Genomic DNA, 15,463 nt, shown 5'->3' with positions numbered 1-15,463 from the left:
AACCCTATCAATAAAATAAAATTCAATAGCCAAAAACTATCACAACATTCAACTATTCCTATTTTATCTATCTGCATCTACTGACTACGCTTAATGCTGAGTATCGGTAGGCTCCCCGCTGCGAGCCTGACGAAGAGAGCTCATTTTTTATTTTTGTAAATCAGTTGATTAGATAACCCCTTAGCGCAACACCCGATGTGGGCTTTTGCCCGCGATAGCAAGCTAACGGCTCCCTCAGGCATCAGACATTTCGGGCCTGGCGAGCAACCTACGAAGCAGAGAGCGCAACATGACAACTGAAAGCAAATGCCCCTTTTCGGGCGGCGGTAAACTGAATGCACCGCGCCGCGGCCCTTCGAATCAAGACTGGTGGCCCAACCAACTTAGCCTGAAGCCGCTGCACCAACACTCCCCCCTCTCCAACCCGATGGACCCGGACTTCGACTACCCCAAAGCCTTCAACAGCCTTGATCTGGCGGCGGTGAAACAAGACCTGCATGCCCTGATGACCGACTCGCAGGAGTGGTGGCCGGCAGACTTTGGCCACTATGGCGGCCTGTTCATCCGCATGGCCTGGCACAGCGCCGGGACCTACCGCATCGGCGACGGTCGCGGCGGTGCGGGTGAAGGCCAGCAGCGTTTTGCGCCGCTCAACAGTTGGCCCGACAACGTCAGCCTCGATAAGGCCCGTCGCCTGCTGTGGCCGATTAAGCAAAAATACGGCCGTAAAATTTCCTGGGCCGATCTGATTATCCTGACCGGCAACGTGGCGCTTGAATCCATGGGCTTTAAAACCTTTGGCTACGCGGGCGGCCGCGCCGACACCTGGGAACCGGATGATGTTTACTGGGGCTCGGAAAAGATCTGGCTGGAACTGAGCGGCGGTCAGAACAGCCGCTACTCGGGCGATCGCAACCTTGAGGACCCATTGGCCGCAGTGCAAATGGGCCTGATCTACGTCAACCCGGAAGGCCCGGACGGCAACCCCGATCCGGTCGCTGCGGCGCGCGACATCCGCGAAACCTTCGCCCGCATGGCGATGAACGACGAAGAAACCGTGGCGCTGATTGCCGGCGGCCACACCTTCGGCAAGACCCACGGCGCGGGCCCGGCGTCGCACGTCGGTGACGATCCGGAAAGCGCAGGCCTTGAACTGCAGGGTCTCGGCTGGCATAGCAGCTTCGGTACCGGCAAGGGTAAAGACGCCATCACCAGCGGTTTGGAAGTCACCTGGACCACCACCCCAACCCAGTGGAACCACGACTTCTTCCGGCACCTGTTCGAATACGAGTGGGAGCTGACGCAAAGCCCGGCCGGTGCACACCAGTGGGTGGCCAAAGACGTCGGCGAAACCATTCCTGATGCCTTCGATCCCAACAAAAAGCAGCGCCCGACCATGCTGACGACTGACCTGTCGCTGCGTTTCGATCCGGCCTATGAAAAGATCTCACGCCGTTTCTATGAACATCCCGATCAGCTTGCCGACGCCTTCGCTCGTGCCTGGTACAAACTGACCCACCGCGATATGGGGCCGCGCGCTCGCTATCTCGGCCCGGAAGTGCCGGCCGAAGAGCTGATTTGGCAGGATCCGATCCCGGCGGTCGATCATGGGTTGATTAACGATCAGGATATTGCCGATCTTAAAACCCGGATCCTGGCCTCGGGCCTGCCGGTATCGGTGCTGGTTTCCACCGCCTGGGCATCCGCCTCCAGCTTCCGCGGTTCCGACAAACGCGGCGGCGCCAACGGGGCGCGTATTCGTCTGGCGCCACAAAAGGATTGGGCGGTGAACGAGCCTGCTCAGCTGGCACAAACCCTGGCCACGTTGGAAGGTATTCAGCAGGCCTTTAACCAGGCACAGTCAGGTAATAAACGCGTCTCGCTGGCGGATGTGATCGTGCTGGCCGGTGCGGCCGGCATCGAAAAGGCGGCGATCAGCGCCGGGCACCCGGTGAGCGTTCCCTTCACGCCGGGCCGCATGGACGCAACGCAGGAGCAGACCGACGTCGAATCCTTCGAAGCGATGGAACCGGTGGCCGATGGCTTCCGCAACTACCTGAAGCAGCAATTCAGCGTGCCGGCCGAGGCGCTGTTGGTCGATAAAGCGCAGCTGTTGACGCTGACCGCACCGGAAATGACGGTATTGGTGGGCGGGTTACGGGTGCTGAACGCCAACGTCGGTCAAAGCCAGCACGGCGTGTTGACCCAACGCCCACAGGCGCTGACCAACGACTTCTTCGTCAATTTGCTGGATATGGGCACCACCTGGAAAGCGGCCAACGAAGACGGCGTGTTTGAAGGGCGCGACAGCCAAACGGGTGCGCTCAAATGGACGGCGACGCGTGCCGATCTGATCTTCGGTTCGCACTCTCAGCTGCGGGCTTTGTCGGAAGTCTACGCCAGCTCAGACGCCCAGGGCAGCTTCGTACGCGACTTTGTCGCCGCCTGGACTAAGGTGATGAACCTCGATCGTTTTGATCTCGCCTAAGAGATGTAACGGGCGCAGCATGCAGCGCCCCTATGCCAAACACCAGTGAAGGCTTTGTCAGTAGCCTGAAAGCCCGCTTAGGTCAGTTTAAGCGGGCTTTTTATTTCACAGGATCTCACGCGAGTAGTACTCAAATATTTTCCAGATCGATACCGCGCGTTTTCGGGCCAAACACGCCGATCACCACCATCACAATCAGCATGCTGGCCACGATAAACGTGATAACCCCCACCGAGCCGCCGTATTGCAGAATGATGCCGATGATCAGGCTGCTGAATACCGTCGACAGTCGGCTGAACGAATAGCAGAAGCCGACAGCGCGGGCACGTATATAAGTCGGGAACACTTCCGATTGATAAGAATGGTAGCTATAGGTCAACCAGGCATTGGACCAGGTGATGAAGAAACCGCAAAGGATCAGCCAGACGGGGTTGTTTTGCAGGGCAAACAGCGAGCCGAAGATCACCGTCACCAGGCAGGAAAGTACAATCTGCCACTTGTTTTCCATCTTGTCGGCATAGCGGCTGCACAGCAGCGAACCCAACGGGTAAGCCAGAGTAATAAAGAAGGCATACAGCAAGCTGTGGGTGATGGAGGCTCCCTTTCCGGCCAGCAAAGCGGGCAGCCAGTTGCCAAAGCCAAAGAATCCGATGGCCTGGAAGAAATTCATCACCACCAGCATCAGGGTACGACTGCGGTAACGCGGCGACCAGATATCCTTAAAACTCCCCTGCGCCGGCATTTCGCTGTGTGCTTGCGCGTCATGCGCGGGGAAATCCGCCGTATGGGTGACGCCGCAGCGTCGTTCCATCGCCTGCATCACCTGCCGGACCTCCGGGTAGCGCCGCTGCTGTGCCAGCCAGCGCGGCGATTCCGGCAGGCCTTTACGCACCAGCCAGATCACCAACGAAGCCACCGCACCGGCGATCACCACGTAACGCCAGCCGCTCAGGCCCAGGATGGTTTGCGGCACCAGCCACCACGACATTAACGCCACCGTCGGCACCGAGAGAAACTGAATGAAGAAGGAAAAGGCAAACGCCCGGGTGCGCAGATGTGCGGGCACCCATTCGGTCAGGTAAGTATCGATCGTCACCAGCTCAATGCCCAAGCCGACGCCGACCAAAAAGCGAAGGAAGATCACCCATTCGGCCTGATGCTGAAAAGCCAGACACAGCGAAAAGATGCCATACCAGGCCAGGGCAAACATAAAGGTGGTGCGGCGGCCAAAGCGGTCGGCATAGGGGCTGAGCAGGCTGGCGCCGATAAACAGGCCAAGGAATGTGGCGGAGGCGAATGCCGCCTGGTCGGAGACACCGAACACGCCCTGCGCTCCGGTATGGAAGATGCCTTCGGCGATTAAGCCGGTGCTGATGTATCCGGTCTGGAACAGGTCGTAGAGTTCAAAAAAGCCGCCTAACGCCAGCAAAGCAATAAACCGCCACAGCCCGGCGGAGGTGGGCAATGCATCTATTCTTGCCGACAGATCCCGTTCATGGATCGGCGACTGGGCCGCCCCCACGCTTCCCGCAACCAAAGACTCACTCACCATTAACCTCGCCATAACATAATCGATAGTTTTCTATGCTATCGGCTCGGCGTCGGAGTTAAATATTTAATTAGCAGACTATGAAAAAATTTTAAGCATAAAAAACTGCAGCAATCTGTTTTGCTGAGAGAAAATTCAACCGGAGTAGCAATGCACGACAGCGAACTGATGGCCCGCTGTCGTGCGGTGGGGCTTAGCGGATGTGGTGGTGTTGCAGGCGTTCGCCGCGGTAAAAGTTCAGCACACACCAGCCGAGGGCAATCAGCGCCAGCGGTGCAGCGACAAAACCGATGTTGCCCATGCCCAGATGCTGGCTGACCTGGTTACCCAGCAGCGCGCCGCCGCCGATACCAAAGTTGTACAGCCCGGAGTAGATCGACATCGCCACGTCGGTGGCGTCCGGCGCCAGGTTTAACACCTTGGCCTGCATCGACAGGCCAATCGCCATAATGGCCATGCCCCACACCGCAAACAGCAGCGTCAGGTGATTTTCATTGCCGGAGGCCGGCAGCAGCAGCAGCAGGCTCAGCATCAACAGCGCGATGGCGCCGATGAAAAAGCCCGACGGAAAACGTTCGCTGAAGCGGCTAAACAGCAGGCTGCCAATGATACCGGCGGCGCCGAACAGCAACAGCATCAGGGTGGTGAAGTTTTCCGACAGCCCGGCCACGGTCTGAATAAAGGGTTCGATATAGCTGTAGGCGGTGAAATTCGCCGTCACCACGATGATGGTCAGCATATACAGGCTGACCAGCGCCGGACGCTTAAACAGCATCGGTACGCTGGACAGTGAACCGGAATGCTCGCTTTTCAGCACCGGCAGCAGACGCCACAGCAGCACCAGCGCCAGGGTGGCGCAAACCGCGATGCCGATAAAGGTCATGCGCCAACCGAGGATCTGACCAATCACGCGGCCCAGCGGCAGGCCGAGCACCATGGCCAGCGCGGTACCGCCGGCCAGCAGGCTCAGCGCCTGCGCCTTTTTGCCCGCCGGGGCGACCCGGATCGCCAGCGAGGCGGTGATCGACCAGAATACCGCGTGAGCCAGCGCCACACCGGCACGGGAAATCACCAGCGTGGTGAAGTTCCAGGCCACGGCGGTCAGCACATGGCTGGCGATAAACAGTATGAACACCCCGATCAGCAGCTTGCGCCGTTCAATTTTGCTGGTGAGCAGCATGCACACCAGAGAGGCGGAGGCGACAATCCAGGCGTAAATGGTGATGATCAAACCCACTTGCTCGGTTTGCATTGAAAAACTTTTGGCGATGTCGCTCAGCAACCCCACCGGAATAAATTCGGTGGTATTGAAGATAAAGGCCGAGACGGCAAGGATAACCACGCGCAACCAGGCGGTTGAGCGAGATACCTGGGTTTGTTCCATGTTAAACGGGATCCGGACAGGTGCGGGAAGTAGCGATATTTTAACCAACTGGCGGGGTAAATGCGATATAGATCACACTTTTATTGGCCTGTTTTTTTCGACAGTCTTTTGCCGCGCACAGGCCTGCAAACCTGCAGGCCTTTGGCAGAAATAAACAGGCGTTATTGGCTGATGCAGCGTTGTAACGCCTCAACCGAGGTATTAATACCGGCATCGACCGACATGGTCAGATCCTCCATCTCCAGCGAGACCCAGTCGTTGTAACCCATCATGCGTACCACCGAGAAGAATTCCTTCCACCACTGCAAATCCTGCCCACACCCGACGGCCACATAGTTCCAGGCACGTTGTGCAACCTGTTCCACCGGCCGGGTTTCCAGCAGCCCGTTGACCGCCACTATCCCCCTTTCCAGCCGCACATCTTTGCCGTGCACGTGGTGGATTGCGTCCCCCAGGCGCCGTGCGACGGCAATCGGATCGGCCCCCATCCAGATCAGATGGCTGGGATCGAGGTTCAAGCCCACCATCGGCCCCACCGCGTCGCGCAGCCTGAACAACGTGTCCGGGTTCCACACCAGCATCGAGCTGAAATTTTCCAGCGCGAACTTCTCTATGCCGAACGCCTGCGCCTTATCCACCAGCTTCTGCCAATACGGGATCGCCACCTCGTTCCACTGGTAGTCCAGGCAGTTTTTCAGCGTCGGCGGCCAACTGACGGTATAGGTGATCCAGTTAGGGATGCTGTCGCCGGGCGCCGCAGGTGGCAATCCGCTCATCATAACAATTTTTTTCACCCCCAGGCCGGCGGCCAGCGCCAGCGTGTTGTCGGTCTCATGGCGGTGTTTTTCGCCCAGCACGCCGGGCTCCAGCGGATTACCGGAAACGTTCAGCGCCGCAATTTTCATGCCGCGGCTTTCCAGCGCCGCCATCAGCCGCCGCCGCTTGCCCGCGTCCTGTAACAGCGCCACGGTGTCCAGATGCGGTGCCGAAGACCAGCCGCCGGTGGTCATTTCCACGCCAAACACCCCCAGTTCGCCCAGGCGATCCAGCATGGCTTCAAACGGCAGGTGGCCCAGGCTATCGGTACAAAAAGAAAGTTTCATGCTCTTGCTCCGGGTAAATAGGTTTATTCAAAGGCCACCCACCGGGCGCCCTGGTTGGCGGAACGCACGCAGTTTTCAATCCAGCGCACGCCCTCGATCCCGGCGTCGATATCCGGATACACCAGTTGCGCCAGCGCCTGCCGATCGCCGCGGCGGGTAGCGTCGATAGCCAGAGCAAATTTCAGGTAGATGTTGGCCCAGGATTCGGTCAGGCCTTCGGTATGCAAAGCCCCCAGCCGTTCCCAGGCGTTGCAGGTATCGTCCAGATACGCCATGCCGCGATACAGCATCTGGTTTGGCTGCCCCTGCACCTCGTAGCGCAGCTCGCTGGGGTTGATGTCGCTCCACTCCAGGCTGGCCTTCGACCCCACGATGCGAATGCGCTGGCTGCTCATCGCGCCAGCATTCACCGATGAAGCCCACATCCGCCCAACCGCGCCGCTTTCATAGCGCATCATCACCAGCGCGTTGTCTTCCAGCGGCGCACGCGAGGGAATAAAACTTTGCCGATCGCAGAGCAGCTCGCGGATCTGCATCTGCGGCATGACCAATTGGGAGAGGTAGTAGGTGTGGGTGGAAATATCCCCCAGCACAAAGCTCGGGCCGGAGATCTTGGGGTCAATGCGCCATTTCTGCGCTTCGCTGAGGCGATCCACTTCGTCCGTGGCATTAAAACCGTGGGTATATTGCAGGTCCACCATCCGTACTTCGCCAATCTGGCCGTTGGCGATCATCGCGCGCATTTGCAGCAGCAGCGGGTGGCCGGAGAAACCGTAAGTCACGCCGACGATCAGATTTTTTTCCGCCGCCAGCGCTTTAATTTCATAGGCTTCCTGGCTGGTGAAAAACAGCGGTTTCTCGCAGATGACGTGCAACCCGGCCTGCAGCGCCGCACGGGTAATTTCGTAATGCGTGCCGTTCGGCGTCGCTACCGACACCACTTCAATGCCGTCCTCACGCAGCGCCTCTTGAGCGAACAACGTGCGGTAATCTTCATAGCAGCGTTCGGCCGCTACCCCCAGGTTCACGCCAAACTCGCGGCCGCGATCCGGCACGATATCAAACGCGCCGGCCACCAGCTCAAAAGCGGTATTATCCCGTAGCGCCCCGCAGCGATGCTTGTATCCCACCTGCCCCAACCGCCCGCCGCCGACCATTGCCCAGCGCAGAGGGCGCGCCGTTTTTCTTTCGCCATTTAGCATAGTTGCTCCCGAAACCTTGGATTTCACTGTTTTCGTCGCATTGCACCCGGGTGCAAACTTTAACTGCAACCGGGTGCAAAATTAGGTAGCAACTTGACCGCTCAACAAATGCCACTTGCGATGGACTATTGGAGAGGGTTAAAAATAAGTCAAATGCGCCATAATAAATCTGCCAATCAGGATCACAAAATACCGCTAAAAAGATCCGCTGCGTTGTGCCGATGGCCCGCAGGATCCTCGCGCCGACGTCGGCAATTCCCGCATTCGACCACGCTGTGCTAATCTGTTGAACCCATACCGTTTTTTCATCACGAGCGAAAGATGATGGCGAAGAAACCCGGCTCTACCCCGGCGCCCGCAGCACGCAAGGCGACGGCCAGCGATGTGGCCGCCCGCGCCGGCGTGTCTAAATGGACGGTATCGCGTGCCTTTACCGACGGCGCGTCGATCTCACCGCAGGCCATGCAACGGGTTCAAACCGCAGCGCGTGAATTGGGTTATCGCCCTAACCTGCTGGCGCGCAGCCTGTCGAAAAAGAGTACCCGCATCATCGGGCTGGTGGCGGACGAACTGAAAAACCCGCATATCTTTACGCTGCTGGATGAAGTGACCCGGCAGTTGCAAAGCCGCGGTTATATGGCGTTGCTGCTCAATATCACCTCTGAGCACGATTACGAGTCGGTGCTGACGCTGGCGGACCAAATGCAGGTGGACGGGCTGCTGTTCCTCGGCACGCTGCTCAATGACCGGCTGATCAGCCTGGCGCAAGACATTCACCGTATTCCGCTGGTAGTGCTGTATCGCTACAGTGAAAGCCCCTATATCCAGGTGCTGGCGACCCACGGTTATCAGGCTGGGTTCGACATTGGCGAGTTGCTGCTCCAGCAAGATTACCCGCGTATGGGCTATCTGGCGGGGCCAATCAGCGAATCTACCCAGTTGCGCCGCCTGGACGGTTTCCGTGCCGCGCTGGCGCAACAGCAGCGTGAGGTCAACCTGGTGCTGCAGGCTCCGCACTACCAGCGTCTTTGCGGGATGGAGGCCTTTTCGGCCTACCTGGCCGCCACCCCGGCAGAGCAACGGATAGACGCCATTTTTTGCGAGAACGACATTCTGGCAGTCGGCGTTATCGATGCCATACGTGCCACGCCGGGCTGTGCGCCGATTGCCGTGGTGGGCTTTGACGACATTGAGCTGGCGGCCTCCCCCAGCTACCAGCTAACCACTTACCGCCAGCCGATGCAGCAGCTGATAGCCGATGGCATTCACTGCCTGACGCAGGCCTTCGAACCCGGCGGACAACGGCTGTACACCGGCGAATTGATCGTCCGGCAATCACATCTAAAACAACCCTAAGACGGCGAGAAATCGGCTCACTGCTATTGAGGTCACTATGTCAGCTATCTACGATTGGTCTGTGCTTGCTCTTCGCCGTATTTACGATCGCCGCATCAGCAGTTCACCGGTCCTCGACAGCAACCGGCTGTTTCCCGACGCCCAACGCTTTACCGCTCACTGGCAGCAGATACGCGAGGAAGCGCTGACCGTAGCGCAAGATCTGCGTAATATCCCACGTTTTCACGAGATCATGAGCGAACAGGCGTCGATCTCCGCCAACGACGCTCGCGACTGGCGGATGTTTATCATGCAGGCCTATGGGCAGCCAATAGCGCGTAACCTCGCCCGTTGCCCGCAGCTTGCACAATTGATCGCCTCTTCCCCGGATGTGCTTTCAGCCTCATTGTCATTTCTGGCGCCCGGCAAACAGGTGCCCGCGCACCGTGGCCCATTCCGCGGCATTCTGCGCGGCTATCTGGTGTTGTCGATGCCCAAACGCGCCGACGGTGAACCCGCTGCGGTGTTGAAAGTCGACGGACGGGAGTACCGGCTGAACGAGGGGGAATTTATGCTGTGGGACGACACCTTCGAACACGAAGTGTGGAACGACAGCGACCAGGTGCGCACCGTGTTGTTGCTGGATATCCGCCGCCGCGATTTGCCCCGCGGCCTGCGGATCTTGTCCAGTGGCATCATCGCTCTGGTACGGCTGAACGTGCGCGTGATCCAGCGTCAGTTTTAAGCGCCGCCCAGATAAGCCTTCCTCACCTCCTGATTGCTTAACAGCTCCGCGCCGCTGCCGGTCAGCCGGATTTGGCCGTTGACCATCACATAACCGCGATCGGACAGCTTGAGCGCATGGTTGGCGTTCTGCTCCACCAGGAACAGCGTCATGCCGCCACGGGTCAATTCACGCAGAATGCTGAAGATCTGTTTGACGATAATCGGTGCCAGCCCCAGGCTCGGCTCATCCAGCAACAGCAGCTTCGGGCGGCTCATCAAGGCTCGGGCAATCGCCAGCATCTGCTGTTCGCCGCCGGACATGGTCATCGCCCGCTGGTTGCGCCGCTCCTTCAGGCGTGGAAACAGCTCGAACATGCGCTGCAGGTCTTCATCCACATAGCGATTGCCGACAGTGATGGTGCCCATCAGCAGGTTTTCCTCCACGCTCATGTCCGGAAAGATCCGTCGCCCCTCCGGCGCCTGGGCGATACCGCTGCTGGCAACATAATGGGTAGAACGCTGGCTGATATCCTCTCCGCGAAACAGGATCTGCCCGCCGCTGATGCGCGGTTGGCCGAAGATCGACATCAGCAGCGTGGACTTGCCCGCGCCGTTGGCGCCAATCAGCGCCACCGTTTCCCCTTCATTGACCTGTAACGAGACCTGCTGCAACGCCTGGATCGGGCCGTAAAACACGTCCACATTGCGAAATTCCAACATCACATTGCTCATCCCGCCAGCTCCTCTTCATCCGCGCCAAGGTAAGCGGCGATCACCGTGTCGTTATGCTGTATTTCTTTCGGCGTGCCTTCGGCGATCACATCGCCATGGTCGAGCACAATCACCCGATCGGAAATTTCCATCACCATGCCCATATCGTGCTCGATCAGCAGCACCGTGATGCCGTGGTGCTGACGCAGGAAACGGATAATGCGGCTCAGGGTCGCCGTCTCCACCGGGTTCAGCCCGGCGGCGGGTTCGTCAAGGCAGATCATCTCCGGCGTAGTGCACATCGCCCGGGCGATCTCCAGCCGCCGCTGCTGGCCGTAGGACATCTCCCCCGCCAGCCGGTTGGCGCAGTCCACCAGCTCCACCACTTCCAGCCAGTAAAAAGCGCGATCCAGCGCCTGGCTTTCCGCCCGGCGATAGCCCGGCGTATTGAGCACCCCGGCGACCAGATTACGGTTGCTGAGCATGTGCTGCGCCACCAGCAGATTCTCCACCACCGACATTTCGCGAAACAAACGGATATTCTGGAAGGTGCGTGCCAGCCCGGCGCGATTGACCAGATGGGTCCCGCCGAACATTTTGTAGTACAGGCGCGATCCCAACCGCTTCGGGTTTACCCAGTCGCCGGCGCGAAACTTCTGCCCCAGCACCTGGATCACGTCGGTTGGCCGTTTGTGGGTGTTAAGCAAGATGGCGCCGCCGGTGGCGCGGTAAAAGCCGGTCAGGCAGTTGAACACCGTGGTTTTGCCGGCGCCATTAGGGCCGATCAACGCGGTGATCGAGCCACGTTCGACCGCCAGATTCACGTCGTTGAGCGCCTTGATGCCGCCAAAATGCATCATCAGATGCTCAACCTGCAAGATTGCGTCGCTCATGGCGCCACCCCCTTACGCGGCGCAAAGCTGGTTCGGCTGATCCGCACCAGCCCACGCGGTCGCCAAATCATCATCGCCACCATCAGCACGCCAAACAACAGCACGCGGTACTCGGCGAAGCTGCGCAACAGTTCCGGCGCCACCGTGAGCACGAACGCCGCCAGCACCACGCCAATGGTCGATCCCATCCCGCCCAGCACCACGATCGCCAGGATCAACGCCGATTCGAAGAAGGTAAACGAGGTGGGGTTGACGAACCCCTGATAGGTGGCGAAAAACACCCCGGCCAGCCCGGCGGTGGACGCGCCCATCATAAAGGCCGACAGCTTGACCAACACGTGGTTTAAGCCGAGCGAACGACAGGCGATTTCATCCTCGCGCAGGGCTTCCCAGGCGCGGCCGATCGGCATGCGCGTCAACCGGTGCTTGATATACAGCACCAGCAGCACCACCAGGAACAGCACCGCATAGATAAAGATAAATTTCAGGTTAGGGTTATAAGTGATGCCGAGGAATTCATGAATCGGCACGCCGCCGTCCTTCGCGCGTCGGCCAAACTCCAGGCCAAAAATCGTCGGCGCCGGGACCGAGACGCCGTTCGGCCCGCCGGTCAGCGACATCCAGTTGTTCAGCACCAGCCGGATGATCTCGCCAAACCCCAGCGTGACGATCGCCAGATAGTCACCGTGCATACGCAACACCGGGAACCCCAGCAGCGCGCCGGCCAGCGCCGCCATCAGCGCCCCCAATGGCAACATCGCCCAGAACCCGAGGCCGAGATACTGGTAGCCCAGCGCCAACCCATAGGCGCCAATGGCGTAGAACGCCACGTAGCCCAGATCGAGCAGCCCGGCGAGCCCGACAACGATGTTCAAGCCCAGCCCGAGCAGCACGTAAATCAGCCCCAGTATCGCCACCGTCAGCAGGTATTTGGTGGCGACAAACGGAAACAGCAGCGCGATGACCGCCATTAACGGAATAATCCAGCGCAGGCTGGTCTTGGCGCCGATCGGCCGGACATACACCCCGTCGTTACCGCCGTCAAAGCGCGTCAGCAATTTACGGCCCGGTGTGGTTTGCAGAAACAGGCTCAGTAACAGCCGCCCGGCCATCACCACCGCGATAATCCACACCAGACGGTGCGGCTCGAAGTTAAAGCTGTAACCGTTCAGAACGATGCCGACGATCGGCCCAAACACGATCAGGGCAATCAGCCCGGCCAATACGGCGTCCAGCAGGCTGCGCTTAACGTTCAGCCCTGGGTGAACCTCAGAGTGCGACATAAGTTTTCCCCTCAAACCTTAGCGACCATTGGCCGTCCGAGCAGGCCCTGAGGGCGGAAAATCAGGATCACCACCAGCAAACCGAAGGAGAACACGTCTTTGTAATCCGAGTTCACCATGCCGGCGAACTGCGCCTCCGCCACGCCCAGCAGCAGGCCGCCCAGCATCGCGCCGGGTAACGACCCTATTCCGCCCAATACCGCGGCGGTAAAGGCTTTGATGCCGATGATAAAGCCGACGTAGAAATCGAAGGTGCCGTAGTTCATGGTGATCAACACCCCCGCCAGGCCGGCCATGGCGGCGCCGATCACGAACACCAGGGAAATGACCCTATCGGTGTTGATGCCGAGAATTGACGCCATTTTGCGGTCTTGCTGAGTGGCGCGACAAATGCGCCCCAGCCGGGTGTGTTGAATGATGTAAGTGAGGATCGCCATGCCCAGCAGCGACGCGAACAGGATAAACACCTTGGTGTAGGTGATTTGAATCACCCCGCCGTCAAAGTTGAGGCGGAACACTCCATCCAGCAGGGTTGGGATCCCTTGCTGGCGTGGTCCCTGGCTGATTTGCGCGTAGTTTTGCAGGATCAGCGACATGCCGATTGCGGAGATCAAGGGGGCTAAACGGGTAGAGTTGCGCAAGGGTTTGTAGGCGATACGTTCGATCACCCAGCCATACACGCCGGTGATCACGATGGTAAACACCAGCGTACCGAGGATCAGCAGCGGGAACGACTGCAGGCCGAAGAACGACAGCAGCGCCAGCCCGATGGCGCACAGGTAGGCGGAGATCATATACACCTCGCCGTGGGCGAAGTTGATCATGCCGATAATGCCGTAAACCATGGTGTAGCCGATGGCGATCAGGCCATAAACTGCGCCGAGCGTCAGGCCGTTGATCAATTGTTGCAGAAAGAAAACGTCCATAATGAGCAGTCTCGCCTGGTGGGACCGCAAGCGAAAGCAGGCGCGGCCCAAGGGAAGAATCGGCGCGGATCCGCAGCACATGCGGATCCGCTTGCAGGTTAATCCTCAATGGATTTCAAACTGCAGCCAGGCGGCAAGTACGTGAATCCCCAGGAGCTTAGGTCCACTAAGTGACTGGGGCGAACGTAGGCAGCCAACAACGCTGCGGCTTGAAAGACGCCGAGGATTGTTTAGAGTTGGTGATATTTGCCCTTGTCGTCCCACTGATAGACCACGTAATCCGATACCTTCAGGTCACCTTTCTTATCCCAGGCCTTTTTGCCCATCACGGTATCCACATCATGAGATTTCAGCCATTCGCTGGCCTTGGCGCTGTCTTTGCCGCCGGTGGCGTTAAAGGCCGCGGCGATCGCCTGAATAGAGGCGTAGGAGTAGAGGGTGTAACCTTCCGGCTCGAAACCGCTGGCGCGGAATTTGGCGATCACCGCCTTGCCTTCCGGGATTTGGCGCGGGTCGTTACCGAAGGTCATCAGCACGCCGTTGGTGTACTGCGGCCCGCCGGCAGCGGTCACCAGCTCTTCGGTCACGATACAGTCGCCGGAGAAGAACTTGGCGGTGACGCCCTGCTCACGCATCTGGCGCACCAATGGTCCGGCTTCTGGGTGGCAGCCGCCGAAATAGACCACGTCGGGTTTGACCGAGGCAATTTTGGTCACCAGCGCGTTAAAGTCTTTTTCACCGCGCGACAACCCTTCATACAGCACCTCTTTCACGCCGCGCTTGTTCATTTCCGCCCTGGCGGCATCCGCTAGCCCCTGGCCGTAGGTGTCCTTGTCGTGGATCACCGCGATACGCTTGGCCTTCAGGGTATTCAGCATGTAATTGGTGGCGATCACCCCTTGCTGATCGTCACGGCCGCACATGCGGAACATGTTGGTCATGCCGCGCTCGGTGATTTGCGGGTTGGTAGAGCCAGGGGTGATGGCGATAATACCGGCTTCGTCATACACCTCGGAGGCCGGCATGGTGGAGGATGAGCAGAAGTGTCCCACCACCGCAGCGACCTTGTCCTGATCGACCAGGCGGTTGGCGACCGAAACCGCCTGTTTGGGTTCACAGGCGTCATCCCCCTGCACCAGCTTAATTTTTTCCCCTTTAATCCCGCCGGCGGCGTTGATATCCGCAGCCGCCTGCGAGGCACCACGCCAGTACTGATCGCCATAGGTCGCATTCGGCCCGGAGAACGGCCCGGCGACGCCGATAACGATATCGGCCTGAGCATAAAAAGCAGAACCTAAACAACCGATAAGCAGAGCAGCGAGCGGACTTTTAATCAATTTCGATGACATTGTTGTATTCCTCAGCACTGTTTTAGCGAAACGCCCAGAGGCGTGGAGCAGTCACTTTATGTGTAGACGGGGAAAATAATTTGCGCGAGAGCGCAGTCGCATTACCCGAATTTAAGCAAGCAAAAATCCAGCCATTGTGACGGCCAATACATATTTTCTGTTTATTCATCCTACATATCAGAGGGAAAACACGGGGCAATCACTGCCGTCAGGTGGCTCTGTGGGGGGCTCTGGCGGCAATTGTGCGAAAAAACTTCTCGGCGATGTTGGCCACATGCAAATCAACCGCGAGATCCTTCGCACCGTAAATGTGCAAAGGCCGGTGCAACATCACGCCAGGGGTTTTACAGTGATAATCAGAGCTGACAGGGGGGGATAAATGCCGAAAAACAACGCAACATGTTCATTCTGACAGCAAACGCACTTTTTTCGCAGTTTAGTGCTTTGACAAAGCCGCACCACCCCGCTATTATTCGCCCCGTTCACACGATTCCTCTGTAGTTCAGTCGGTAGA

The 15,463-nt window shown here is 58.7% G+C and carries 12 protein-coding genes; 3 read left to right on the top strand and 9 right to left on the bottom strand.

Going from position 1 to position 15,463, the window contains the following annotated elements; genetic code table 11:
- The first annotated feature begins 289 nt into the window (after positions 1–289).
- The gene (gene katG, locus NR114_RS23120; RefSeq protein WP_256813493.1) at positions 290–2,488 is read left to right on the top strand and encodes a catalase/peroxidase HPI; all 2,199 of its coding nucleotides are present in this window, start codon (positions 290–292) and stop codon (positions 2,486–2,488) included.
- A 130-nt stretch (positions 2,489–2,618) separates the two neighbouring features.
- On the opposite strand, the gene NR114_RS23115 is transcribed toward katG, so the two are convergent.
- The 4 genes from NR114_RS23115 to NR114_RS23100 all read right to left on the bottom strand — a co-directional run bounded on the left by NR114_RS23115 (position 2,619) and on the right by NR114_RS23100 (position 7,726).
- Entirely contained in the window at positions 2,619–4,040 is a 1,422-nt protein-coding gene (locus NR114_RS23115; RefSeq protein WP_256813492.1) for an MFS transporter, read from the bottom strand.
- 190 nt (positions 4,041–4,230) lie between these two features.
- On the bottom strand, positions 4,231–5,421 hold the full coding sequence (locus NR114_RS23110) for a sugar transporter (protein WP_115058468.1): 1,191 nt from the start codon (positions 5,419–5,421) through the stop codon (positions 4,231–4,233).
- 161 nt (positions 5,422–5,582) lie between these two features.
- The gene (locus NR114_RS23105; protein WP_128865655.1) at positions 5,583–6,524 is read right to left on the bottom strand and encodes a sugar phosphate isomerase/epimerase; all 942 of its coding nucleotides are present in this window, start codon (positions 6,522–6,524) and stop codon (positions 5,583–5,585) included.
- A 23-nt stretch (positions 6,525–6,547) separates the two neighbouring features.
- Complete coding sequence (locus NR114_RS23100; protein ID WP_256813491.1) at positions 6,548–7,726, bottom strand: Gfo/Idh/MocA family protein; 1,179 nt, start codon at positions 7,724–7,726, stop codon at positions 6,548–6,550.
- Positions 7,727–8,047: 321 nt separating this feature from the next.
- Between NR114_RS23100 and NR114_RS23095 the strand changes: the two genes are divergently transcribed.
- The gene (locus NR114_RS23095) at positions 8,048–9,082 is read left to right on the top strand and encodes a LacI family DNA-binding transcriptional regulator (protein WP_130016923.1); all 1,035 of its coding nucleotides are present in this window, start codon (positions 8,048–8,050) and stop codon (positions 9,080–9,082) included.
- Positions 9,083–9,119: 37 nt separating this feature from the next.
- A complete protein-coding gene (locus tag NR114_RS23090) occupies positions 9,120–9,806 on the top strand; it encodes an aspartyl/asparaginyl beta-hydroxylase domain-containing protein (RefSeq protein WP_020827724.1) in 687 nt (228 codons plus the stop codon).
- On the opposite strand, the gene NR114_RS23085 is transcribed toward NR114_RS23090, so the two are convergent.
- The 5 genes from NR114_RS23085 to NR114_RS23065 form a co-directional block, all read right to left on the bottom strand.
- Positions 9,803–10,519, bottom strand: coding sequence for an ABC transporter ATP-binding protein (locus NR114_RS23085; protein WP_020827725.1), 717 nt, complete (start codon positions 10,517–10,519; stop codon positions 9,803–9,805). The genes NR114_RS23090 and NR114_RS23085 overlap by 4 nt on opposite strands.
- Positions 10,516–11,391 (bottom strand): ABC transporter ATP-binding protein, encoded by an 876-nt coding sequence (locus NR114_RS23080; RefSeq protein ID WP_044552471.1) that lies wholly within the window; start codon positions 11,389–11,391, stop codon positions 10,516–10,518. The genes NR114_RS23085 and NR114_RS23080 overlap by 4 nt, the downstream gene beginning before the upstream one ends.
- Positions 11,388–12,674, bottom strand: coding sequence for a high-affinity branched-chain amino acid ABC transporter permease LivM (gene livM / locus NR114_RS23075; protein ID WP_115058463.1), 1,287 nt, complete (start codon positions 12,672–12,674; stop codon positions 11,388–11,390). The genes NR114_RS23080 and livM overlap by 4 nt, the downstream gene beginning before the upstream one ends.
- Before the next feature lie 11 nt (positions 12,675–12,685).
- Entirely contained in the window at positions 12,686–13,600 is a 915-nt protein-coding gene (locus NR114_RS23070; RefSeq protein WP_020827728.1) for a branched-chain amino acid ABC transporter permease, read from the bottom strand.
- Positions 13,601–13,830: 230 nt separating this feature from the next.
- Entirely contained in the window at positions 13,831–14,949 is a 1,119-nt protein-coding gene (locus tag NR114_RS23065; RefSeq protein ID WP_020827729.1) for a branched-chain amino acid ABC transporter substrate-binding protein, read from the bottom strand.
- Between the last annotated feature and the right edge of the window lie 514 nt (positions 14,950–15,463).

The sequence above is a fragment of the Serratia sp. Ser99 genome (genome assembly GCF_024519545.1).
GTDB classification, from domain to species: domain Bacteria; phylum Pseudomonadota; class Gammaproteobacteria; order Enterobacterales; family Enterobacteriaceae; genus Serratia; species Serratia liquefaciens.
Note: the sequence above shows the minus strand (reverse complement) of the source record. Positions and strands in the feature narration are given on the sequence as shown.